The organism is Bartonella sp. SL317 (assembly GCF_059687655.1).
Genome location: NZ_CM185144.1, coordinates 933,538 through 955,865, shown reverse-complemented (window position 1 = coordinate 955,865; position 22,328 = coordinate 933,538). Strand labels below are relative to the sequence as shown.

The following is a 22,328-nucleotide window of genomic DNA, read 5'->3' as shown; positions in this document are numbered from 1 at the left end:
CGTTGATAAACAAAAAAATAAATTTTTTGTTTTTATTTGCAATCATTTATAATTTTTGATGAAATATTAAGTAGATAATTTTTTTAGAAAATAAAAAGGTCACTCCTTTTAGGAGTGACCTTAATAACACCAATAACTTTAATGATTGATGATTAATCTTGTTCTTGTTTTTTCAAAGCTGCCCCTAGAATATCGCCAAGAGAAGCACCTGAATCTGTAGAACCATATTGTGCAACAGCTTCTTTTTCCTCTGCAATTTCTAACGCTTTGATTGATACTGAAATTTTACGTGTTTTTTTATCAAATGCTGTGATGCGCGCATCAACCTTTTGTCCAATTGCGAAACGCTCAGGACGTTGTTCATCACGATCACGCGCGAGATCCGCACGACGAATGGTTGTTTCAAGGTTATGATCAATCAACTTCACATCAATGTCATTGTCGTTAACAGCAATCACTTCACACGTTACAACAGCACCTTTTCGCAGTTCACCAGAAGCGGCTGCCTCTCCAACTTTATCGCTAGAAAGCTGCTTAATTCCAAGAGAGATACGCTCTTTTTCAATGTCAACATCAAGGACCACCGCTTTAACGATATCACCTTTGTTGTAAGTATCAATAACTTGTTCGCCAGGACGGTTCCAATCCAGATCAGACAGATGGACCATACCATCAACATCACCTTCAAGCCCAATAAACAGACCAAATTCTGTTTTATTTTTAACCTCTCCTTCAATTTGTGAATTGACAGGAAATTTATTGGCAAAAGCTTCCCATGGATTTTCAAATGTTTGCTTTAAGCCAAGAGAAATACGCCGTTTAGAAGGATCAATCTCAAGAACGACCACTTCTACTTCTTGTGATGTGGAAAGAATCTTTCCAGGGTGAACATTTTTCTTTGTCCAACTCATTTCAGAAACATGGATCAATCCTTCGATTCCTGGTTCAATTTCAACAAACCCACCGTAATCCGTAATGTTGGTAACAGCACCCTTGATTTTTTTACCAATCGGATACCGAACACTGATGCTTTCCCAAGGATCACTTTCAAGCTGTTTCATTCCAAGAGAAATACGGTGCGTATCTTGATTGATGCGAATAATCTGAACTTTAATCGTTTGACCAATTGTAAGCACTTCAGATGGGTGATTAACACGCCGCCATGCCATATCTGTAACGTGTAAGAGACCATCAATCCCACCAAGATCAACAAAGGCACCATAATCTGTAATATTTTTTACCACACCTTCAACAATTTGGTTTTCTTCAAGATTTTGTACGATTTCTGAACGTTGCTCGGCACGACTTTCTTCTAAAACAGTACGGCGTGAGACAACAATATTGCCACGACGACGATCCATCTTCAAAATTTCAAAGGACTGTGCATTATGCATGAGAGGTGAAACATCACGAATAGGACGAATATCAACTTGGCTGCGCGGCAAGAAAGCAACAGCCCCATCAAGATCAACCGTAAAACCACCCTTTACTTGGCTAAAGATAACGCCCTCAACGCGTGCACCAGCATTGAATTTTTCCTCTAGACGGACCCAACTTTCTTCACGCCGTGCTTTCTCACGCGATAAAACAGCTTCACCCATCGCATTTTCAATGCGTTCAATGTAAACTTCAACTTCATCGCCAACTTGCAAAGAACCATCTTTTGCTTTAGCTCCAAATTCTTTGAGAGGAATACGACCTTCGACTTTAAGTCCAGCATCAATAATGGCCATGTCTTTTTCGATTGCAATAACACGACCTTTAACAACAGATCCTTCATTGAGATCATTGGTTTGAAAAGATTCTGTTAAAAGAGCTTCAAAATCCGCTGTTGTGGGATTGTATTGTGACATAAGAACTCCTAATATATACCTTGTATTATGAAGGTATGAGCGCTAGGTTAGTGTTAACATAAGCAGCTTCTCAGCCTTTTCCCTTGAATAAAGGAAAAAGTTAGCGCTAGGCCGGAAGTTACCTTAACGAATTTATCCAATTATATGCCTTTTTATGATTGGATCAATAAAACTACATGCAATTGCAAATGTTGCTTCTATACTCAATTCTGACGTATCAAGCAAGTGGGCGTTTTTTGCTGGTGTTAGCGGGTTTTGTTTGCGCGTTATATCCCGACGGTCTCGTTGTTCAAGATCGCTAAGAATTTCATGATAATTTGCTTGCTCTCCTTTTTTTAAAATTTCTTGGTAGCGACGTTTGGCACGTGTTTGAACATTCGCTAGAACATAAAATTTTATATCGGCATCAGGACAAACGACCGTGCCAATATCCCGCCCATCCAGCACACTTCCAGGTAAAGTTTTGGCAAAATTACGTTGTTTTTCGATAAGAATTTTACGTATAGCGGGGTTAATCGCTATCTTTGAAGCCGCTTCACCAAGTTCATGAGAAGAGAGAAGAGCAGAATTTAAGGTATTAAAATTAAGTTCTTTAGCATAAATAATGGCATTTTTTTCATCATTAAGCGCTAAATTTTGTTGTAAAAGCGCATGCGCAACACCACGATATGTCAGCCCTGTATCGAGATGATGAAGATGATAATGAGCAGCAATTTTTCGTGCTAAGGTCCCCTTGCCTGAAGCAGCAGGTCCATCAATGGCAATAACAAAAGGCTTCAAGAAATTTTTCCCCCAAGTTGTTTTATAAAAGGAATAAATTCTGGAAAACTCGTCGCAATCATTCGTTTATCATCAATGGTAACAGGTTTTTCTGATGCAAGCCCAAAGGTGAGAAAGCACATAGCAATTCGATGATCAAGATGTGTGGAAACCTTTCCTCCCCCCAAATTTTTGGCAGAACCTTTTCCATAAACAACAAGAAAATCTTGACCTTCTTCACAGTCTACACCATTAATTTTTAATCCTTGAGCGACAGCAGACAGTCGATCTGATTCTTTAACGCGCAATTCTTCAATTCCTAGCATTACTGTTTTGCCTTCTGCAAAAGCAGCCGCAACTGCCAAAGCAGGATATTCATCAATCATCGATGGAGCACGTTCTTTAGGCACTCTAACACCTTTAAGGATCGATGATTTTATCCGTAGATCAGCAACATCCTCTCCACCTGTTTGACGTTGATTCAAAAATTCAATTTGAGCACCCATTTCCCACAATGTTTCGATAAGTCCTATTCGAGAATTGTTTATCAAAACATTTTCAATGGTGATATCAGAATCTTCTACAAGAAGAGCTGCGATAATTGGAAAAGCAGCAGAAGAAGGATCACCCGGAATATGGATCGTTTGTCCAGTAAGATGGGGTTGACCATGAAGATGAATCAAACGCGAACCTTCTTTATCTCTTTCTATTTCAAGTTTAGCACCGAATGCTTTTAACATTTTTTCCGTATGATCGCGTGTGAGAACCGGTTCAATAACTGTTGTAATGCCGGCAGTATTGAGCCCAGCAAGTAGAACGGCCGATTTAACTTGGGAGGAAGCCATTGGAACACGGTAGCGAATCGGATGAGCCATTTTGGGACCATAAAGTGTTAAAGGAAGATGATTGCCGTCAGTTGCCTCAATTTCAACCCCCATGAGACGCAGTGGGTCGAGGATACGTCCCATAGGACGCTTAGAGAGAGAAGCATCACCAATAAAAGTTGTTTTCATATGATAGGGACCAACCATTCCCATAATCAGGCGAGCACCTGTTCCAGCGTTTCCAAAGTCTAAAGGTTTTTGGGCGGATAAGAGGCAACCATTTCCTGTTCCTCGTATGATCCAGAAGTCATCTTTCTTAATTATATAGGCGCCCATAGCTTGCATAGCAGCAGCTGTATTGAGTACATCAGCACTTTCAAGTAATCCGTGGATATATGTTTCACCACTTGCTAATCCTCCCAGTATAAGAGAGCGATGAGAGATTGATTTATCTCCTGGTATTTGAATCTTTCCAGAGAGACGACTCGATTTATAGGCAGTTATAGGGATTGCTTTTTGCATGAAAATTCTATTTAATTCTATCTAACTTTTATGAAATTATGCATCCTTTAGCACATGCTTTAAAGAGCGTCATGAGAAAATCACTGTGGAACAGTATATTTATCTTTGACAAAGGCATTATTTTTCGATTAAGCACCATGAAATTTATCTTTTAATGGAATAGAGTTAATCAAAGAGGCACGGTTTATGGCAAAACAAGAACTTGGAACGAAACGTGTTGATCCAGAAACAGGAAAAAAATTTTACGATCTAAATCGCGACCCTATTGTGTCGCCTTATACAGGGATTTCTTATCCGCGCTCTTACTTTGAGGTTGCAGCAGCTGAAGCAAACAATGAAGAAGAAGTGGATACTGAAGAGCTTGATACAGCACTTGAAAAGTCTGCTTTTATGCTTCTTGAAGAAGATGATGACGATTCTAAAGATGATGATCTTCCTGATTTAGAAGACAGTGATGTCGATCTGGGTGATGATGATGATGATACATTTTTATCTCACGATGATGACGATGAGGGTGATGACGTTACCGATATTCTCGGAGGCGGTGTTTCTAATGATGACGACTCTTAAGAGAAGTAAAAGAAAGCATCTTTTCTCTGGAATAAAAATTCTTCTTGATCTTCAATTTTTCTCGTTTTACAAGAGCCGAAGTTGTGTACTGTCTTTTTGGGGAAGATTTTTATAGGGGCTATAGCTCAGCTGGGAGAGCGCTTGCATGGCATGCAAGAGGTCAGCGGTTCGATCCCGCTTAGCTCCACCAAAAGGACCAGCTTTTCTATCAAAAAAATTATAGCAGGTAATAGGTGCAATCAATTTTAAAAGTGCCTCCTTTAAATAGAGGTTACCTGCTCATTTATGAGATATGTTAACGACGAAATAACATATTGATTTTTCATGATTACATTATCTATATATTCAATAAAAACTCAGAAATAGAGTGAATTCCTCTCATCATAAGCCCTTACATCATTGAGTCCCTTCAATATGTTTTCTGGCCCATCACAAGCGAAATTGAGATCTAGGACAGGCCCACCATTATATTGGCGACCACTTATGGGATAGCTCTTAAGATTTGAGATAACTCATAAGAAATATTGGGAATCCTTTCTTTCACAATTTTTCTCACATGCCAATTGCGCTTGTTATGTGCAAGCGAATGGTTCTTATTGATTTAATATCAAGAAATATGAAATGACAAAACTCTACGGCATTTGAGACTCTTCAATTTAATCCGAATAAAATAATATTATCAAAATTTTTATTAAACAATCTCTGGTATTTAACCCAGTACTCAATGATAATATTAAATAGAAGATCGTTTCTATTGTAAATATTTTGCATCAATATAACTTCTTTGAACAAAAGGAAAAAATACCAAGAGTATCTTGCGATACATTGCGTATTGCAAAAGCTTTTTTGTCATTTGCATTTATTTTATTTAATAACAATTTATTTGCTTCAGTAACCAGAAAAACGATATTGTCTTAATTACACCATAAGAAATTTTACTTTCAGATAATGGTATCTTATTAATTCCTTGATTAAGATTTTTAAAAATCTTCTCTAACGCCATCCACATCTCTTTAATTGTTGTTCATAGAGCCTTGATATCCTTACCATGCGCTGTGCAGCCTGTGAAAGCGTAGCAGTAACATGCCCACCACTCCGCGCATAAGCGCCATGCCCCATATGATAATTTAAATAAAGGTTATAAGCATCATCAAACCTCACCCTATTGCGTTGAACACTTTGGCGATGATACCAAGCAATAAAGTCAGCAGCATCTGCAAAATTTGTACGCCGTGCAAAAGACTTTCCTGTAGAGCGAAGATACAGTGCCCATGTACTGTCAAGCGCTTGAGAATAACCATAAGCTGTCGACCGGCGTTTCCATGGAATAAAACCAAGTAGTTTTTTGCGTGGAGGACGTGCATTATGACGAAATCCTGATTCTATATTAATGGTTGCAAGAATAATCGGCATAGGAATACCATAGCGCATTTCTGCTTTTTTAGATGCCTTACCCCAATTATCAAAAAAACCATTTTTTTGTGCTAAAATAGCACAAGCATTGTTTGTATGGATCGGAGTGGTTGTCGCACAGCCCCCTAGAAAAAACACCAATGCCCCTAAAAACAAAAGGTGTCGCATATTTCCTATTCCTCTCAATTTAAGAAATAAAATAAACTAGAGATAGTAAAAAATTATTACTAATCAATAAAGAATATGATCTTAACTTCTTATCTTGAAGAGGCTTGCTTTACTTTATTCCTCGTCAACAAAACGCAATGTTTGCGACTGAACCGATTGAGCCGATGTTGTCATTTTTGTTGGTTCGGAGTAATTTTCTTTTAATTCAAAAGTTTCAATACGATTTGCCCGTTTCATAATTTTGGAGGATGATATTAAAATTCCTTCTATATCTTCCCCTGCTTTGTGAAAATGCTTCTGTAGTGCGCGAACACGTGTATCCATTCGTCCAAAATCTTCCATTAATTTTGCCACTTCTGACTGTATCAAATGTGCTTGTTCACGCATCCGCGCATCTTTCATAATGGTTTGCACAACTTGGACAGAAAGCATTAACAAAGACGGAGAAACAATAATCACATGAGCTCTATTGGCTTTTTGTACCAATGGCTCAAAATCTTCATAAATTGTTGCAAAAATCGATTCCGACGGTACAAAAAGAAAAGCGGTATCATGGGTTTCTCCAGGAATGAGATATTTTTGCGCAATATCACGGATATGAACATCCATATCGGTGCGAAACTGACGTTCTGCCTCTTGACGTTCTTGCTCTGATACTGCTTTACGCAGCGCATTCCAAGCTTCTAGAGGGAATTTAGCATCAATAACAAGAGAAGGGGATTTATTGGGCATATGAATGAGACAATCTGGACGCTTTCCGTTGGAAAGAACAGCTTGAAAAGCATAAGCATTTGCTGGTAAAGCATCAGCAATAATGGCTTCCATCCGCCCTTGACCAAAAGTACCACGGGTCTGCTTATTGCTTAAAATGGATTGCAGCTGCACAACCTGTCCGGTCAGAGACTGAATATTATTTTGCGCTGCATCAATGACGGCTAAACGCTCTTGCAAACGATTCAAATTTTCATAAGTGGATTTTGTCTGTACCTGAAGTGTCTGCCCCAAGCTTGTTGTCATGCCATTGAGTTGCTCACTGAGTGATTTATTCAATTCAGCCTGTCTTTGACCAAAAATTTCTGCCATCGTTTGCATTCGGCCTTGCATTTCAGCTTGTGTTTTCAGCAAAGTAGCCATCTGCATTTGTGCTTCACGTGCGCGTTCAGCAATCTCATTTTCCAAAAGCGCTTTTTTTCGATGAGAATATATCAGCATAAAAAATGCCAAACAGACGAGTATCAATAAAAGCAAAAGCATTAGTTTAGAAAAAGACTCATCTGCGAATATGGAAAAAAACGAATCAAACATAAACATTAATATAACGCGCTTATCTTAAAAAAGCGCCAGAATCCGTTATTCAATATTGACCAATACACACGCATTGATTAATCTATTCTTCATGTCAATGAGATCTTTAGTTATTTTACCAGATCCGATTTTACGAGAAGTGTCAAAACCTGTCGAGCAGGTTGATACAGCTCTCCAAAAGCTTGCTGATGACATGCTAGAGACTATGTATCATTCCAACGGCGTTGGTCTTGCTGCTATTCAAATTGGCATACCCCTGCGCATGCTGGTTATAGATGTCTCTCCAAATGATGCGCCAAAAAATCCGCTTGTCATTATCAATCCTGAAATTTTATGGCTTTCAGAGGAACGTAATGTTCATAAGGAGGGGTGTCTTTCTATTCCTAACTATTTTGCAGAAGTTGAACGCCCTAAACGCCTTTGTGTTCGCTATCAAAACCGTGAAGGAAAACAAACAGAAATTGAAGCAGATGATCTCTTAGCCACTTGCTTGCAACATGAAATTGATCATTTAAATGGACGCCTTTTTATTGATTATATTTCAAAAATCAAACGTGATATGGTCATCCGAAAATTTAAAAAACGCGCAAAAGAAAAAAATACGCAGGAAACAGTTTTGTAATGGCATTACGATTAAGTTTTATGGGAACACCGGATTTTTCTGTTCCCATTTTACATGCTTTGTTAGATGCTGGGCATGATGTTGTCGCCGTTTATAGTCAACCCCCTCGTCCAGCAGGACGTCGCGGTCTTAAACTCATCCCCTCACCTGTTCAAAATGCAGCAGAAGAAAGATCTATTCCCGTATTCACACCTCAAACACTCAAAACAGCTGAACAGCAAGCTCAATTTGCAGCACTTTGTGTTGATGCTGCTGTTGTCGTTGCCTATGGACTCCTGTTGCCTAAAGCTATTCTCGAAACACCCCGTTTTGGTTGTTTTAATGCCCATGCTTCGCTTTTACCACGGTGGCGTGGTGCTGCGCCTATTCAGCGTGCCATTATGGCTGGGGATAAAGAAACGGGGATGATGATTATGAAAATGGATGAAGGGCTTGATACAGGGCCTATTGCCCTCTCACGCTCACTCCCTATTACTGATCACACCACCACTGCTGAACTTTCAAAACAACTTTCACATATTGCTGCAAAACTTATGATAGAAACTCTATCAACTCTGGAAAAAGGACAACTTAAACTTATCCCCCAACCAGAAGAAGGCATCTCCTATGCTGCCAAAATCAAAAAGGAAGAAACCCGCATTGATTGGACAAAATCTGCTGAATTTGTTCATCGATATATTCGCGCACTCTCTCCCTTTCCTGGTTGCTGGTGTAACATGAATATCACTGGACAAGAAGAACGGGTAAAAATTCTTGGAAGTCGTCTAATCACAGGTCCTTCTCTTGAAATTGGTCGAATAGAACCAGGTTCTTTGATTGTCCATTGTGGACAAGGGCGTCTTGAAATAACCCATCTACAAAGATCTGGGGGTAAAGTCCTTGAGAGCGCAACTTTTTTGCGAGGCGCTCATATTTCTGCTGTTTTTTGATATGCCACGGTTTAAACTTACTCTTGAATATGATGGATCAAATTACGCTGGCTGGCAGCGTCAAGCAAGCCTTCCAACCATACAAGGGACTCTTGAACAGGCTATCTTTCGCTTTAGTGGACAACAATTAACCATAACAACAGCAGGTCGAACAGATGCAGGAGTGCATGCTACGGGACAAGTGGCCCATGTTGATTTCATAAAAAACTGGCCTCCCCATACTGTACGGGATGCACTCAATGCTCTTTTACGTCAACAGGGGGAAGCGATTTCAATCTTAAATGTAGAAAATGTCCCTGATGATTTTGATGCACGATTTTCCGCTATCAAACGCCATTATCTTTTTAAAATTCTCAATCGTCGCTCTCCACCAGCCTTAAATGCCAAACGTGTGTGGTGGTTGCCAAAACCCCTTAATGCTGAAAGCATGCATGAAGCAGCTCAAAAACTTGTCGGACACCATGATTTTACAACTTTCCGTTCAGCACATTGCCAAGCCAAAAGCCCTATTCGCACTCTTGAACGCCTCGATGTAAAAAGAGAAGGAGAAGAAATTTTCCTTTATGCGCAGGCCCGCTCTTTTCTTCATCATCAAATCCGTTCCTTTGCAGGAAGCCTCATGGAAGTGGGTATTGGACGTTGGACAGCTCAAGATCTTGAAGCAGCTCTTCATGCTAAAGATCGTAAACGTTGTGGTGTTGTTGCTCCTCCTTCAGGGCTTTATTTGACTAAGGTAGAGTATTAACTGTCTCACAAAAATAACTTTTTCAAAAAGCCATTAAGAAATTTTATAAAAAGAACAAATTTCTTTGAAAGCTTCTGTTGCTGTATCGACAAATTTTACCAAATTAACATCCGTAGGAGAAATTGTACCTTGCGAAGCTAAATATTCAAAATTGATAACATTGCTCCAAAACTCTTTGCCAAACAATAAAATGGGTACCTGTTTCATACGTCTTGTTTGTATTAAAGTTAACGTCTCAAACAACTCATCCAGAGTTCCAAATCCTCCAGGAAAAATTGCTAATGCCTTTGCTCGTACTAAAAAATGCATTTTACGCATCCCCAAATAGTGAAAATTAAAACACAAATGCGGAGACACATAAGAATTAGGTGCTTGCTCATGTGGTAAAATAATATTTAAACCAATCGTTGGGGCCCCAACATCACAGGCACCACGATTTCCTGCCTCCATGATCCCTGGTCCACCCCCCGTAACAACGACAAATTCACGATATTCTGTTTTTTCCGAATATAGAGAACACAAACGCGCAAATTCTCTTGCTTCATCGTAATAATGTGACATAGCACGCAAGTTTTTCTTCTGTGTTTCATTTTTTGCAGCCCACGCTGCTTGCCCAGGTTCGGGAATACGTGCACCACCAAATAAAACAACGGTTGATTGAATATTATATTCTTTAAGGGTTATTTCCGGCTTTAAAAATTCAAGACCAATACGTTGTGAACGCAGCTCTGGACGCATCATAAAATCTTGATCGATATAAGCTAAACGATAAGTCGATGAACGCATTTGTGCTGAATTAGAGCCTTTATGGGTCTGTTGTAGCGCTTCCTTCGTATGAAGAAGTGGTGTCCAATCTTCTTGTTCTTCTTTTCTTTTTTCCTTACAGCCTTTTTTCATACACATGTCCTACTTTCTTACCATTTTATTGACTGAAAACATTTCTTTGCCTAATTCATAGAGAATAAATATTGAAGCTTTCAACTTATTTAACGGAACTCTCATCATGACCCATCTCACACAACTTGAACTCATTATCGAAAAAGCATTTGATGATCGCGATTCTATCGATACTATCACAAAAGGTGAAATCCGTGAGAGTGTCGAACACACATTAAACCTCCTTGATAAAGGTGAAATTCGTGTTGCAGAACGGCAAAAAAATGGACAATGGCATGTTCATCAATGGTTGAAAAAAGCTGTTTTGCTTTCTTTTCGGCTAAACCCAATGCAAATTATTGCTGGTGGAATCAATGGAACACATTGGTGGGATAAAGTTCCTTCGAAATTTTCTGGTTGGCAAGAGAAAGATTTTAAAAACGCTGCTTTCCGTTCTGTCCCAGGAGCTATTGTACGCCATTCTGCCTATATTGCACCCAACGTTATACTCATGCCTTCCTTTGTAAATCTTGGTGCTTTTGTCGATGAGGGGACAATGGTTGATACATGGGCCACTGTTGGTTCTTGTGCACAAATTGGTAAACATGTTCATCTTTCTGGTGGTGTTGGTATTGGAGGCGTTTTGGAACCCCTGCAAGCAAATCCAACAATCATTGAAGATCATTGCTTTATCGGCGCTCGCTCTGAAGTTGTTGAAGGCTGTATTATTCGTGAAGGTGCTGTTTTAGGAATGGGAGTCTTTATTGGAAAATCTACAAAAATTATTGATCGAACAACAGGAGAAATTTTTATCGGTGAAGTACCAGCTTATTCAGTTGTTGTAGCGGGATCTCTTCCTGGAAAACCACTCCCAAATGGTGAGGCAGGCCCCAATCTTTACTGTGCTGTTATCGTAAAACGCGTTGATCAAAAAACAAGAGAGAAAACATCCATTAATGATCTTTTACGTGATTAAATACCATATTGTTTTATAATAATTCAATTGTTTTAGACTTAAAAAACATCCTAAAATACAAGGATTTTCTCACTTCAAATCCTTTTATATTCAATCAATCGTTTTCATCTCCTTGCGCATCACAAGCGTAAGGAGTTTTTGGGTAAGATACCTCTTAATAAAAAAGTAAAATGTCTTCAATACACTCTCTCAAACACTAAGAGCACTCATAACATTTTGAACGTGTAAAAAGTATGATGACAGCACTATGAACTTTATGACAGGTAAAGATGATAATGCCACAAGTGGTTTTAGGTCGTTCACGGAGGTCTTTACCGTTATATCTTCATGGTCCTACTGTAAAATGAGATCAGGTGCATTGAGAGATATTTCTTTAAAATAAATGCGCTAATATATAACGCAAATGTATTTTTAAAATATTCTGTTTTACGTAAGCAACGAGATACAATGAAAAAAACGATAACCAAAATACGAGTACTGCGCAATTTCCATTAAAAAGAACCCTTTAAAAACCTAAGCCAAAAAGATAAATGCAAAAAGCGACATCAGTGGACGCATTTCTTTATTACTTATTCATTTTGAGCGCTTGAATAAACGCCGACTGAGGAATTTCTACCTTTCCAAATTGGCGCATTCGCTTTTTGCCTTCTTTTTGCTTTTCCAAAAGTTTGCGCTTACGTGTTACATCGCCCCCGTAACATTTTGCTGTTACATCTTTACGCAAAGCACGAATTGTTTCGCGCGCGATAACTTTACCACCAATAGCTGCTTGAATTGGAATCTGAAACATATGTTGAGGAATAAGATCTTTCAATTTTTCGCACATTGAACGCCCACGCTTTTCCGCAATCGTGCGGTGCACAAGCATTGACAATGCGTCAATAGGCTCTCCATTCACCAAAATAGACATTTTAACTAAATCCCCCTCTGCATAATCTTTCATCTGATAATCAAAAGAAGCATACCCTTTTGAGATCGATTTTAAGCGATCATAAAAATCAAAAACAACTTCATTGAGTGGTAAATCATACGTCACCATAGCACGTGTTCCAACATAGGATAAACCAACCTGTATCCCACGCCGCTCTTGGCACAGCTCTAAGATTGATCCAAGATAATTATCAGGAGTCATGATTGTCGCTTGGATCCACGGTTCCTCGATAGAAGAAATTTTAACCACATCAGGCATATCTGCTGGATTATGGAGTTCCTTGATAGAACCATCGTTCATATTCATGCGATAAACAACCGAGGGTGCTGTCGCGATTAAATCTAAATTAAACTCACGCTCTAACCGCTCTTGAATAATTTCAAGATGCAGAAGTCCTAAAAAACCACACCGAAAACCAAACCCCAAGGCCGCTGATGTTTCCATTTCAAAAGAAAAACTCGCATCATTTAAGCGTAATTTGCCCATGGCTGCACGCAAATCATCAAAATCGGCAGCATCAATTGGAAAAAGTCCACAAAAGACAACTGGTTGCGCAGGCTTAAAACCAGGTAAAGCATTTTCACAAGGACGACGCTCTTCTGTAATGGTATCCCCAACACGGGTATCGGCAACCTCTTTGATAGAAGCAGTGATAAAACCAATCTCGCCTGGACCTAATTCATCAACTTGTATCATTTTAGGTGTAAATACCCCAACACGCTCAACAGGATATTTTGCCCCTGTACCCATCATACGAATGATTTGACCTTTTTTTAATACACCATCAATCACCCGTACCAACACAATGACGCCAAGATAGGCATCATACCAGCTATCAACCAACATTGCCTTTAAGGGATTTGCAACATCGCCTGTACGCGGAGGCGGCAATTGTGTTACAATTGCCTCCAAAACATCAGGAATACCCAAACCTGTTTTTGCTGATATTTCCACAGCCCCAGATGTATCAATGCCTATTACATCTTCAATTTGTTCTTTTACACGCTCAGGTTCTGCTGCTGGAAGATCTACTTTATTGAGCACAACAACTAATTCATGAGAATTATCAATGGCTTGATAAACATTTGCCAATGTCTGTGCCTCTACACCTTGGCTTGCATCCACCACCAAAAGAGAGCCTTCACACGCGGCTAATGAACGCGAAACCTCATAAGAAAAATCCACATGACCAGGTGTATCCATAAGATTTAAAATATAGGTCTCTCCATCCTTTGCTTTATAGTGTAAACGCACTGTTTGTGCTTTAATAGTAATTCCACGTTCACGCTCAATATCCATAGAATCAAGCACTTGTTCCTTCATCTCACGTGTATCAAGCCCCCCTGTCATTTGAATCAAACGATCAGCTAAAGTGGATTTGCCGTGATCAATATGCGCCACGATGGAAAAATTACGAATATAATTACGATCTATTGTCATATAAGGCGATTTAGCAAAGAATAATACAAAACGCAAAGACCAATTATGTCTTATCGAGAACCTTTCAAAAGAATATCAACCAAAAAAGCTTCTTAAAATAAGGCTTTTGTTTACTAAATTAAATACCAAGAAAACTAAAATGATCTTTTAATATCTTGTTTGATCACTCACAGGTTTGATAACCCCGCACCATCACACACTTGGGCATACCCCCAATGTTGTGACGATCCTTGAAACTTGAAAGAATTTATAGGAAGCATGCTTTCTTTGTACAGTTTTAATCACATGGCTCACCCTACTTATGACGTGCAAGCAAGTGATTTGGATTGATTTAATATAAGAGAAATTTGCAATGAGAGCGTCTTATGGTATTTAGAGTTCTCATTTAATGTCAATAACGCTATATTATCATTATAAATTAATATGTTGTATGAATATAAGGTGAACGTATTATCCCTTAAATTTTTGATAACTTTCGCAAGAAGTGCTTTTTTATTTGTACGCAATAATCTGTTTTTTAGCAATTTTATATAAAACAAACGCATATCGGAAGGGATAGTTTTGTTCTCCACCATTTAAAGCTTTAGAAATAGATTCTATTGAGTGATCGTTTTAATTTTTATACAATCCCTTCCTTGTTCCATTAAAGCTAAAAAATATTGCTGGTCCTCAATTCATTGGATAAGACATTAATTTATAATAAGTATTTATTGTTTGGTAATTTAAATGAAAAACTCTGAATATTATGAGCCTCTTTCATCTTAAATCTTTTTATAATCAATCAATTTTTTTACTTTCCCATGAACAATTAGAACTAATGGGCAGATAAAATCGTTTAAGAAATACATCAAACGCTTCATCCTTTTTCAGGTGCCAAGGGCTGTTGTAATGTTGGCAACTGATAAAGAAAATGATGCTGCCTTTTATTTAAGATACTCCGTGATTTTTGTATAGTTCACAAAAGCTTTTACATTATATAGCTTGCAGAGATCATCATATAATTTGCGGAAATCGTCGATGAATATGACACAGATTGAGAAATGTATTTTTTATAAAAAAGTGCAGCAATATATAATGTTATAAAAGATTTCTTTAAAACATTTACGTGCAAAGTATAATCCCATTACAAGGATAAAAGGTATAATGTACAATAGTGCGTAGGTTTCATTATTTAAAGATACCTACCTTGGGTATTTTTGAATGTTGTAAAGATCAACTTAAAAATAACAGTAAAGATGAGGACTGCTTTTTGTTTTTACCTCTTCATGCTTTGGTTCAATGAAGACTGATTTCCTATTTTAGAGATTAGGCAAACCAATAAACACTCTTGCTCCTATTCGGTATACCAAAAGAAAAAACAGCTTATAGAACTCTTGAATCATCTCTGTATTTTAAAAAGACTCAAAAATGAAAGCTCTATAAGCAAAAATTCTATGCAATAAAATGATAATAGAAAAGAGGTATAGCTAATCAATTTTTTCAATTGCTTTATTTTTTTTACGCCATTGTGAAGGTTGTAATTCAGCAACAATGATCCCAATCAGAATAAGTAGGCCACCCAATAAAGCTAGGGGGGATAAACGCTCTCCAGCTAAACGCCCAACGATACCAGCCCATACCGGTTCACCTGCATAAATAAGCGTTGCACGCGTAGGGGAAATAGATTTTTGTGCCCAGTTCATAGCCAATTGAATGATGGCACTCATTAATGCCAATCCGATACCAATACTAAACCATATCCAAGAAAATTCAGGAATACTTTCACCCATTAAAGGCATGCAAGCAAATGAAAAAAAACCACTAAAAAATAACTGGATAATCGTTACACGTCGACTATCAACCTTGTTGGCAAAAATACCGATAAGTATGACTTCTCCAGCAATTGCTAAAGCCCCTAACAAAGTCAAAATTTCTCCTTTTGAAAAATCAAAACTTCCCGGCTTCTGGCCTGAAACAAGTACAAGCCCAATAAAAGAAAAAACAATACCAGCCCAACAAGCAAAACGGGGAGGTTTTTTAAAAACAATCCATTGCAAGATTGGAACCATCGGAACATAAAGTGCTGTAATAAAAGCTGATTGACTACTAATAATCGTTTGAAGACCAGCCGCTTGAAGAGCATAACCAAAAAACATAGCTAAACCAATTGCCATTCCAGCAAAAACTTCATAAACAGTTACACCTTTTATAGAGCGCCAAAAAATTGCCCCACATATCAGAGATGCAACAATAAAACGAAATCCAACAAAAAACAGAGGACCGCTATAGCGTACCGCAATGTGAATGACTAAAAATGTAATGCCCCATAATATTGTCGCAGCAAATATGGCCAATTCTGGCTTGCTTAATAAAGGATATTTAAACTGTTTTATATTTGTCATGAAAGACCTTCTCCTCCAATTTTACGCACAATTTATGAAACAATAAGCGTTCCTACTCCCTGCTCGGCAAATAATTCTAGTAAAACAGAATGAGGCGTTTTTCCATTTAAAATGACAACACCTTCCACACCATTTTGGAGGGCTTTTACACAAGTCTCTACTTTTGGAATCATGCCCCCTGAAATTGTTCCATTTTTAATAAGTTTCTCAGCTTCAGAAACTGTTAATTCTTTTAAAAGTTTACCCTGTTTATCCAAAACACCAGGAACATCCGTGAGAAATAAAAGACGTTTGGCCTCTAATGCACCAGCAATAGCCCCAGCAAAAATATCAGCATTAATATTATAGGTTTTACCATCGCGTCCTGGAGCCACAGGAGCAAGAACTGGTATCATTTCAGAACTGGCTAAAAGATCCAACAATGTACGATCAACTTCAACTGGTTCACCAACAAATCCTAAATCTAAAACACGTTCAATATGCGAATCAGGATCCATAACAGTTCTATAAGCCTTTTCAGCAAAAACCATATTTCCATCCTTGCCACACAATCCGATTGCCCATTCACCTTCCGCATTGATGAGAGCAACAATTTCCTTATTGATGGAACCGGCTAAAACCATTTCAACCACTTCAACGATCCGCTCATCGGTTACCCGTAAACCGTTTTCAAATCGTGATTCAATCCCCATTTTCATTAAAATTTCAGCAATCTGCGGCCCACCCCCATGAACAACAACAGGATTAATCCCCGATTGCTTTAATAGAGCAATATCACGTGCAAAGGCCCGCCCCAAGGCAAGATCACCCATTGCATGACCGCCATACTTTACAACGACTGTTTCATTTTCATATTTTTGCATATAAGGTAAAGCAGACGATAAAAATGCTGCTTGTTTTTCTAAAACATCTACAGCATCATTTTTAGTATCATCCATTAACAGAGTCTCCTCATCACTTTTTACTTTATTATCTCTTAGTGAAATTTAGGAAAAGTGAAAACAATAAAACAAAGCTTTACTCTATCCATCCCCCTGAAGATCGTCAATTTTCTTTTAATTTATGAAAAAGAATTAACGGAGAAAAAATAAGCACAAAAAATGCTCTTATTTGATGATCTTATGTATAAAATTAAACAGCACAATTTTAAAACTAAGCCGTACATTCAACTTATTAATTTAACCTCAAGGATACTTAACAATGAATAAGAATATATACAACCATTGATTTTGTAAGATAAAAATGAATAACCTATCACCACAATAAGAAGGAGCAAAGCTTCGCACTGTCACCTTATCAGAGCAATCTTCTAGACAAAATCCATAAAATTATACAATGATTACTTTATGTTAACTGTCTTCATAATCATTAAAATTATGTAGAAATTCGAATAAAAAAGCCTCTATGGCCTATCTATATAAGTAGTTCTTAAAAAGGATTCTAAAGCAGTTTACTAAAACTTTACAACACAAGTAAAATCCGCTCCTTATAGTTTATCAATTACTGTCTTAATCTAACAACATTAATCCATACAAGAAACAATAAAAGAGGCAAAATGCCTCTATAACATCTTATTCTATAACATCTTGTTAAGAGAATATTATCATATTTTGTAAATTTATTGCGAATTATTTCGATTGATATTTTTGTAAGGTTTTATACAATTTCTCATGTTTATAATCTAATTCTTGAAGTTTTTTCCGCATAGAAATACATGCTTAACTTATTGAATAGCTTTTAGAATTTGCAATATTTTTAATATGTATTTTAGTTATATTATTTTATGTAAAGCTTCACTTCGTCTCCTTTTCTTTCCATATCACTAATCAACTTCAACGATATATCATACTGTTTTTTCAGCATATCGTGCTATTTTTATTGTGCTAATAAATTCAACGAGGTGAATTCAACCAAATCTGTTGCCCCCAAAAGAGAGGCATCAAGTACCGCAAGACATATTTTGTTCTTATTTTCGTTAGCGTTCAACACGCATTATCTCATTTCATAATTTCTTTAAAAATAGAATAACTCTTTGATTATGTTATTTTTTATTATCTAGATAAAAATATTTTATGACATCAAAAATACAAAGCAAAATCCGCAATCTAAAAAGCAATGATAACCATCAAGAGCTGCGATAAGAAATATCAAAGATATTCTAATAAAACATCCTGTATTTTAAGGAAAGCATTGACTCAAACTATACAAAATATCAGCTATAAAATTGATCATAATGATCATAAGAGGTTATCTTATTTGAAAATCATAGATTTCCAACAGCTGTATTGCTTGGTCAGAAGCTGCCTTTTTTATAAGGCTTTTAAAAAGGAATTTTGCGTAAAAAAACTCTTCATGCATCAGACAGTTATTATAACAGTGGAAATATTATCAGTTACTCAATTGCATTCTTATACGGATAAGTCCTTTTTAAAATGTCATAGACACTCAAAAATAAGACTTATCCATAAAACTTGTAAAATGTAAAAAAAACGATCAGCGCTAGAAACTTACCCTAAATTAATCGTTTCTCTCTTTTCTTTTCCAGCCAAAAGAATTTTTTTCAAAGATGATGAGACAATAGAAAGTTTAATAAAAATAAGCTTCCAAATGCGTTTTATCGTTCGTTTTTGGAACAACTCACATATTTTAACCAGAAATATTTTCAAAAAATTCTTTCATACGAGAAAAAAAACCATGGGACTGCGGTGAATTCTCATGATTTGAGAGCTTTTCAAATTTTTGCAACAATTCACGTTGCTCTTGCGTAAGTTTCTGCGGTGTCTCAATTGTGATATGAATATAGAGGTCACCTCTTGCTTGCTGACGACGCAACATGGGCATGCCTTTGCCCTTAAGGCGGAATTGGCGTCCGTTTTGTGTCCCTTCTGGAATCTTAACACGTGCTTTAACACCATCAAGGTCGGAAACTTCAAACTCTCCTCCTAAAGCCGCTGTTACCATTGAAATAGGAACGCGACAGTGCAGATCTGCTCCTTCTCGCTGAAAAAATTCATGCGGTTTAACGGAAAGAAAAATATAAAGATCACCACTGGGACCACCACGAACACCAGCATCCCCCTCACCAGAAAGACGAATACGCGTTCCATCTTCAATACCAGCAGGAATATTGACGCTCAATGAACGTTTTTTCTCTATGCGTCGTGTCCCCTGACATTTGGGGCATGGATCCGTAATCGTTTCCCCACGTCCATGACATGAAGGACATGTTCGCTCAATAGAAAAGAAACCTTGTGCAGCACGTACACGACCAGATCCATGACATGTTCCACAAACTTTCGGACTAGAGCCTTTTCTCGATCCAGAGCCTTCACAAACATCGCACGTGACGGAACTGGGAATATTAATTTCTGCCGTTTTTCCTGAAAATGCCTCTTCTAAGGTCACTTCCATATTATAACTTAGATCTGCACCACGTTCACGACCATCGCCACGCTTACGGTGTGCACCTCCCATCATCTCACCAAAAAAGTCTTCAAAAATATCAGCAAATCCACCACCAGCAGCAAAACCGCTAAAGGGATTGGCTCCCCCTTGACCACCGCCATTTTCAAAGGCCGCATGACCAAACCGATCATAAGCAGCACGCTTTTGAGGATCTTTCAGAACTTCATAGGCTTCACCAATTTCTTTGAATTTTCGCTCTGCCTCTTTATCCCCAGCGTTGCGATCAGGATGATATTGCATTGCCAACTTACGAAAAGCAGACTTTAATTTTTTATCATCACATTCGCGAGTTACGCCAAGAACTTCATAATAGTCAACCTTCATCATGTATTCCTGATAATTTTTCTGTCATCCATCTTTATGGATCACATTGCTTTTAATTTATATTTTTAGCAACAAAGTTGCAACTTTTCTCAAATAATAAAGCCCAGCCTTATATTTCAAAGGCTGGGTTTATAAATTAATCAAGACATATACTGATACTATTTCTTCTTATCATTAACTTCTTCAAAATCAGCATCGACAACATCATCATTCTTTGTCTCTGTTTCAGTTTCAGCGCTCGCTGCTTGTGAAGCTTCATACATAGCCTGCCCAAGCTTCATACTGACTTCAGCTAATTTTTGCATTTTTGTTGTTACTTCTTCCGTATCACTGCCTTCAAGCGCAGATTTCAAATCAGATATTGCTGTTTCAATCTGTCCCTTTTCTTCAGCTGATACTTTATCACCATATTCATTAAGTGACTTTTCAGTTGAATGAATAAGTGTTTCCGCTTGATTTCTAGCTTCAACACCTTCGCGGCGTTTTTTATCTTCAGCAGCATGCTCTTCTGCATCCTGTACCATTTTTTCAATATCAGCATCACTTAAACCACCTGATGCCTGAATACGAATTTGATGCTCTTTACCCGTTCCCTTGTCTTTAGCCGAAACATTAACAATACCATTCGCATCAATATCAAAAGTAACTTCAATTTGAGGTATCCCACGCGGTGCTGGGGGAATCCCAACAAGATCAAATTGAGCCAATAACTTATTATCACTCGCCATTTCCCGCTCACCTTGGAAAACACGGATCGTTACAGCACTCTGGTTATCATCAGCTGTTGAAAAAACTTGCGATTTTTTCGTCGGGATAGTGGTATTACGCTCAATGAGACGTGTGAAAACGCCTCCCAATGTTTCAATTCCCAAGGATAACGGTGTCACATCTAACAGCAACACGTCTTTGACATCACCTTGTAAGACGCCCCCTTGGATGGCAGCACCCATTGCAACCACTTCATCAGGATTAACGCCTTTGTGTGGATCCTTGCCAAAGAAGCTCTGCACAACTTGCTGAATCTTGGGCATCCGTGTCATACCACCCACTAAAACAACCTCGTCAATCTCACCAGCCTTTAATCCAGCATCTTTCAACGCAGCTTTACAAGGCTCGATGGTACGTTGCACTAAATCATAAACGAGAGATTCAAATTTTGCCCGTGTCAATTTCATTGTTAAGTGCTTGGGACCTGATTGATCTGCCGTGATAAATGGTAAATTAATTTCTGTTTGCTGTGATGAAGAAAGCTCAATCTTTGCTTTTTCTGCCGCTTCTTTTAAGCGCTGTAAAGCAAGTTTATCATTCTTCAGATCAATTCCTTGATCTTTTTTAAATTCATCGGTAAAATACCCAACGAGGCGCATGTCGAAATCTTCACCCCCTAAGAATGTATCTCCATTGGTTGATTTAACTTCAAAGACACCATCTCCAATTTCAAGGACTGAAATATCAAATGTACCACCACCAAGGTCGTAAACAGCAATCGTTTTTCCGTCTTTTTTATCCAAACCATACGCTAATGCAGCAGCTGTCGGCTCATTAATAATCCGTAAAACTTCAAGACCAGCAATTTTACCCGCATCTTTAGTTGCTTGACGTTGTGCATCATTAAAATAAGCAGGAACCGTAATAACGGCTTGCTCAACTTTTTCACCAAGATAAGATTCAGCTGTTTCCTTCATTTTTTGCAAAATCATCGCTGAAATTTGCGATGGAGAATATTTCTTACCCGCTTCTTCGACCCATGCATCGCCATTGTCACCTTTAACGATTTTATAAGGCACGAGTGCTTTATCTTTTTCAACCATAGGGTCATCAAAACGACGCCCTATCAAGCGTTTCACTGCAAAAACTGTCCCTTCAGGATTTGTTACTGCCTGACGTTTAGCAGGCTGTCCAACAAGTCGCTCTCCCCCATCAGTAAAGGCAACAACGGAAGGTGTTGTTCGCGCTCCTTCTGAGTTTTCAATAACCTTTGCGTTTTTGCCATCCATAACAGCCACACAAGAGTTCGTTGTCCCCAAATCAATACCAATTACTTTTGCCATATTATAATCTCCATTCAGCAAGCTACCTCAACCTTCATAAAGCATCTTTTAAGATAGCTCCTCATAAAACTTAAAGCCCGTATCTTGCTTCAAGCAACATAAAAAATAATCATAAACCGCAAGTCGCAACAAGCCTTGCTGCCTCGTATATAAGAACAGGCTTTTATTGCTACA

The 22,328-nt window shown here is 38.0% G+C and carries 16 protein-coding genes and 1 tRNA gene; 6 read left to right on the top strand and 11 right to left on the bottom strand.

The annotated features are described in order from the left end of the window. Positions 1–152: 152 nt before the first annotated feature. From rpsA to aroA, 3 genes are all read right to left on the bottom strand, one after another. Entirely contained in the window at positions 153–1,853 is a 1,701-nt protein-coding gene (rpsA, locus tag AC6ER9_RS04390; RefSeq protein ID WP_497075159.1) for a 30S ribosomal protein S1, read from the bottom strand. Positions 1,854–1,985: 132 nt separating this feature from the next. After that, the gene (gene cmk / locus AC6ER9_RS04385; RefSeq protein ID WP_497075158.1) at positions 1,986–2,633 is read right to left on the bottom strand and encodes a (d)CMP kinase; all 648 of its coding nucleotides are present in this window, start codon (positions 2,631–2,633) and stop codon (positions 1,986–1,988) included. Next, entirely contained in the window at positions 2,630–3,958 is a 1,329-nt protein-coding gene (aroA, locus tag AC6ER9_RS04380) for a 3-phosphoshikimate 1-carboxyvinyltransferase (protein ID WP_497075157.1), read from the bottom strand. The genes cmk and aroA overlap by 4 nt, the downstream gene beginning before the upstream one ends. A gap of 186 nt (positions 3,959–4,144) precedes the next feature. Here aroA and AC6ER9_RS04375 point away from each other — a divergent pair, with 186 nt between their 5' ends. Together AC6ER9_RS04375 and AC6ER9_RS04370 are read left to right on the top strand one after the other, a co-directional pair. Next, positions 4,145–4,528, top strand: coding sequence for a TIGR02300 family protein (locus AC6ER9_RS04375; protein WP_497075156.1), 384 nt, complete (start codon positions 4,145–4,147; stop codon positions 4,526–4,528). 114 nt (positions 4,529–4,642) lie between these two features. Next, positions 4,643–4,718 (top strand) — tRNA-Ala (locus AC6ER9_RS04370). Positions 4,719–5,521: 803 nt separating this feature from the next. Here AC6ER9_RS04370 and AC6ER9_RS04365 read toward each other — a convergent pair. Next, the gene (locus tag AC6ER9_RS04365) at positions 5,522–6,109 is read right to left on the bottom strand and encodes a transglycosylase SLT domain-containing protein (protein WP_497075155.1); all 588 of its coding nucleotides are present in this window, start codon (positions 6,107–6,109) and stop codon (positions 5,522–5,524) included. Positions 6,110–6,223: 114 nt separating this feature from the next. Beyond that, positions 6,224–7,414: a DNA recombination protein RmuC gene (locus AC6ER9_RS04360; protein WP_497075274.1), complete on the bottom strand. Its 1,191-nt coding sequence runs from the start codon at positions 7,412–7,414 to the stop codon at positions 6,224–6,226. 91 nt (positions 7,415–7,505) lie between these two features. On the opposite strand from AC6ER9_RS04360, the gene def reads away from it, so the two are divergent. From def to truA, 3 genes are read left to right on the top strand one after another with little or no spacing between them, the layout of a single operon-like run. After that, complete coding sequence (gene def, locus AC6ER9_RS04355) at positions 7,506–8,036, top strand: peptide deformylase (RefSeq protein ID WP_497075154.1); 531 nt, start codon at positions 7,506–7,508, stop codon at positions 8,034–8,036. Then, positions 8,036–8,965 carry a methionyl-tRNA formyltransferase gene (fmt, locus tag AC6ER9_RS04350; RefSeq protein WP_497075153.1) on the top strand — a complete coding sequence of 310 codons (930 nt, stop codon included), beginning with the start codon at positions 8,036–8,038 and terminating at the stop codon, positions 8,963–8,965. The genes def and fmt overlap by 1 nt, the downstream gene beginning before the upstream one ends. A 1-nt stretch (position 8,966) precedes the next feature. Further along, on the top strand, positions 8,967–9,710 hold the full coding sequence (gene truA / locus AC6ER9_RS04345; protein ID WP_497075152.1) for a tRNA pseudouridine(38-40) synthase TruA: 744 nt from the start codon (positions 8,967–8,969) through the stop codon (positions 9,708–9,710). A 33-nt stretch (positions 9,711–9,743) separates the two neighbouring features. Here the strand turns inward: truA and AC6ER9_RS04340 are convergent, their stop codons facing one another. Beyond that, the gene (locus tag AC6ER9_RS04340) at positions 9,744–10,607 is read right to left on the bottom strand and encodes an LOG family protein (RefSeq protein ID WP_497075151.1); all 864 of its coding nucleotides are present in this window, start codon (positions 10,605–10,607) and stop codon (positions 9,744–9,746) included. 106 nt (positions 10,608–10,713) lie between these two features. Here AC6ER9_RS04340 and dapD point away from each other — a divergent pair, with 106 nt between their 5' ends. Then, positions 10,714–11,562, top strand: a complete 849-nt coding sequence (dapD, locus tag AC6ER9_RS04335; RefSeq protein ID WP_497075150.1) for a 2,3,4,5-tetrahydropyridine-2,6-dicarboxylate N-succinyltransferase — start codon at positions 10,714–10,716, stop codon at positions 11,560–11,562. Between the two features lie 565 nt (positions 11,563–12,127). Here dapD and lepA read toward each other — a convergent pair. From lepA to dnaK, 5 genes are all read right to left on the bottom strand, one after another. Beyond that, entirely contained in the window at positions 12,128–13,933 is a 1,806-nt protein-coding gene (lepA, locus tag AC6ER9_RS04330; RefSeq protein ID WP_497075149.1) for a translation elongation factor 4, read from the bottom strand. Between the two features lie 1,466 nt (positions 13,934–15,399). Continuing rightward, positions 15,400–16,314, bottom strand: a complete 915-nt coding sequence (locus tag AC6ER9_RS04325) for a DMT family transporter (RefSeq protein WP_497075148.1) — start codon at positions 16,312–16,314, stop codon at positions 15,400–15,402. Positions 16,315–16,346: 32 nt separating this feature from the next. After that, the gene (argB, locus tag AC6ER9_RS04320) at positions 16,347–17,252 is read right to left on the bottom strand and encodes an acetylglutamate kinase (protein WP_497075147.1); all 906 of its coding nucleotides are present in this window, start codon (positions 17,250–17,252) and stop codon (positions 16,347–16,349) included. A 1,708-nt stretch (positions 17,253–18,960) separates the two neighbouring features. Continuing rightward, a complete protein-coding gene (dnaJ, locus tag AC6ER9_RS04315) occupies positions 18,961–20,103 on the bottom strand; it encodes a molecular chaperone DnaJ (RefSeq protein ID WP_497075273.1) in 1,143 nt (380 codons plus the stop codon). A 158-nt stretch (positions 20,104–20,261) separates the two neighbouring features. Beyond that, on the bottom strand, positions 20,262–22,154 hold the full coding sequence (gene dnaK / locus AC6ER9_RS04310) for a molecular chaperone DnaK (protein ID WP_497075146.1): 1,893 nt from the start codon (positions 22,152–22,154) through the stop codon (positions 20,262–20,264). Positions 22,155–22,328: the final 174 nt, after the last annotated feature.

What these genes read in the sequence shown, in the direction of transcription:
- AC6ER9_RS04365 (WP_497075155.1), bottom strand. Translation starts at nt 6,109, where the DNA reads ATGCGACACCTTTTGTTTTTAGGGGCATTGGTGTTTTTTCTAGGGGGC.
- dnaJ (WP_497075273.1), bottom strand. Translation starts at nt 20,103, where the DNA reads ATGAAGGTTGACTATTATGAAGTTCTTGGCGTAACTCGCGAATGTGAT.
- def (WP_497075154.1), top strand. Translation starts at nt 7,506, where the DNA reads ATGTCAATGAGATCTTTAGTTATTTTACCAGATCCGATTTTACGAGAA.
- dapD (WP_497075150.1), top strand. Translation starts at nt 10,714, where the DNA reads ATGACCCATCTCACACAACTTGAACTCATTATCGAAAAAGCATTTGAT.
- AC6ER9_RS04340 (WP_497075151.1), bottom strand. Translation starts at nt 10,607, where the DNA reads ATGAAAAAAGGCTGTAAGGAAAAAAGAAAAGAAGAACAAGAAGATTGG.
- truA (WP_497075152.1), top strand. Translation starts at nt 8,967, where the DNA reads ATGCCACGGTTTAAACTTACTCTTGAATATGATGGATCAAATTACGCT.
- fmt (WP_497075153.1), top strand. Translation starts at nt 8,036, where the DNA reads ATGGCATTACGATTAAGTTTTATGGGAACACCGGATTTTTCTGTTCCC.
- AC6ER9_RS04375 (WP_497075156.1), top strand. Translation starts at nt 4,145, where the DNA reads ATGGCAAAACAAGAACTTGGAACGAAACGTGTTGATCCAGAAACAGGA.
- lepA (WP_497075149.1), bottom strand. Translation starts at nt 13,933, where the DNA reads ATGACAATAGATCGTAATTATATTCGTAATTTTTCCATCGTGGCGCAT.
- argB (WP_497075147.1), bottom strand. Translation starts at nt 17,252, where the DNA reads ATGGATGATACTAAAAATGATGCTGTAGATGTTTTAGAAAAACAAGCA.
- aroA (WP_497075157.1), bottom strand. Translation starts at nt 3,958, where the DNA reads ATGCAAAAAGCAATCCCTATAACTGCCTATAAATCGAGTCGTCTCTCT.
- rpsA (WP_497075159.1), bottom strand. Translation starts at nt 1,853, where the DNA reads ATGTCACAATACAATCCCACAACAGCGGATTTTGAAGCTCTTTTAACA.
- AC6ER9_RS04360 (WP_497075274.1), bottom strand. Translation starts at nt 7,414, where the DNA reads ATGTTTGATTCGTTTTTTTCCATATTCGCAGATGAGTCTTTTTCTAAA.
- dnaK (WP_497075146.1), bottom strand. Translation starts at nt 22,154, where the DNA reads ATGGCAAAAGTAATTGGTATTGATTTGGGGACAACGAACTCTTGTGTG.
- AC6ER9_RS04325 (WP_497075148.1), bottom strand. Translation starts at nt 16,314, where the DNA reads ATGACAAATATAAAACAGTTTAAATATCCTTTATTAAGCAAGCCAGAA.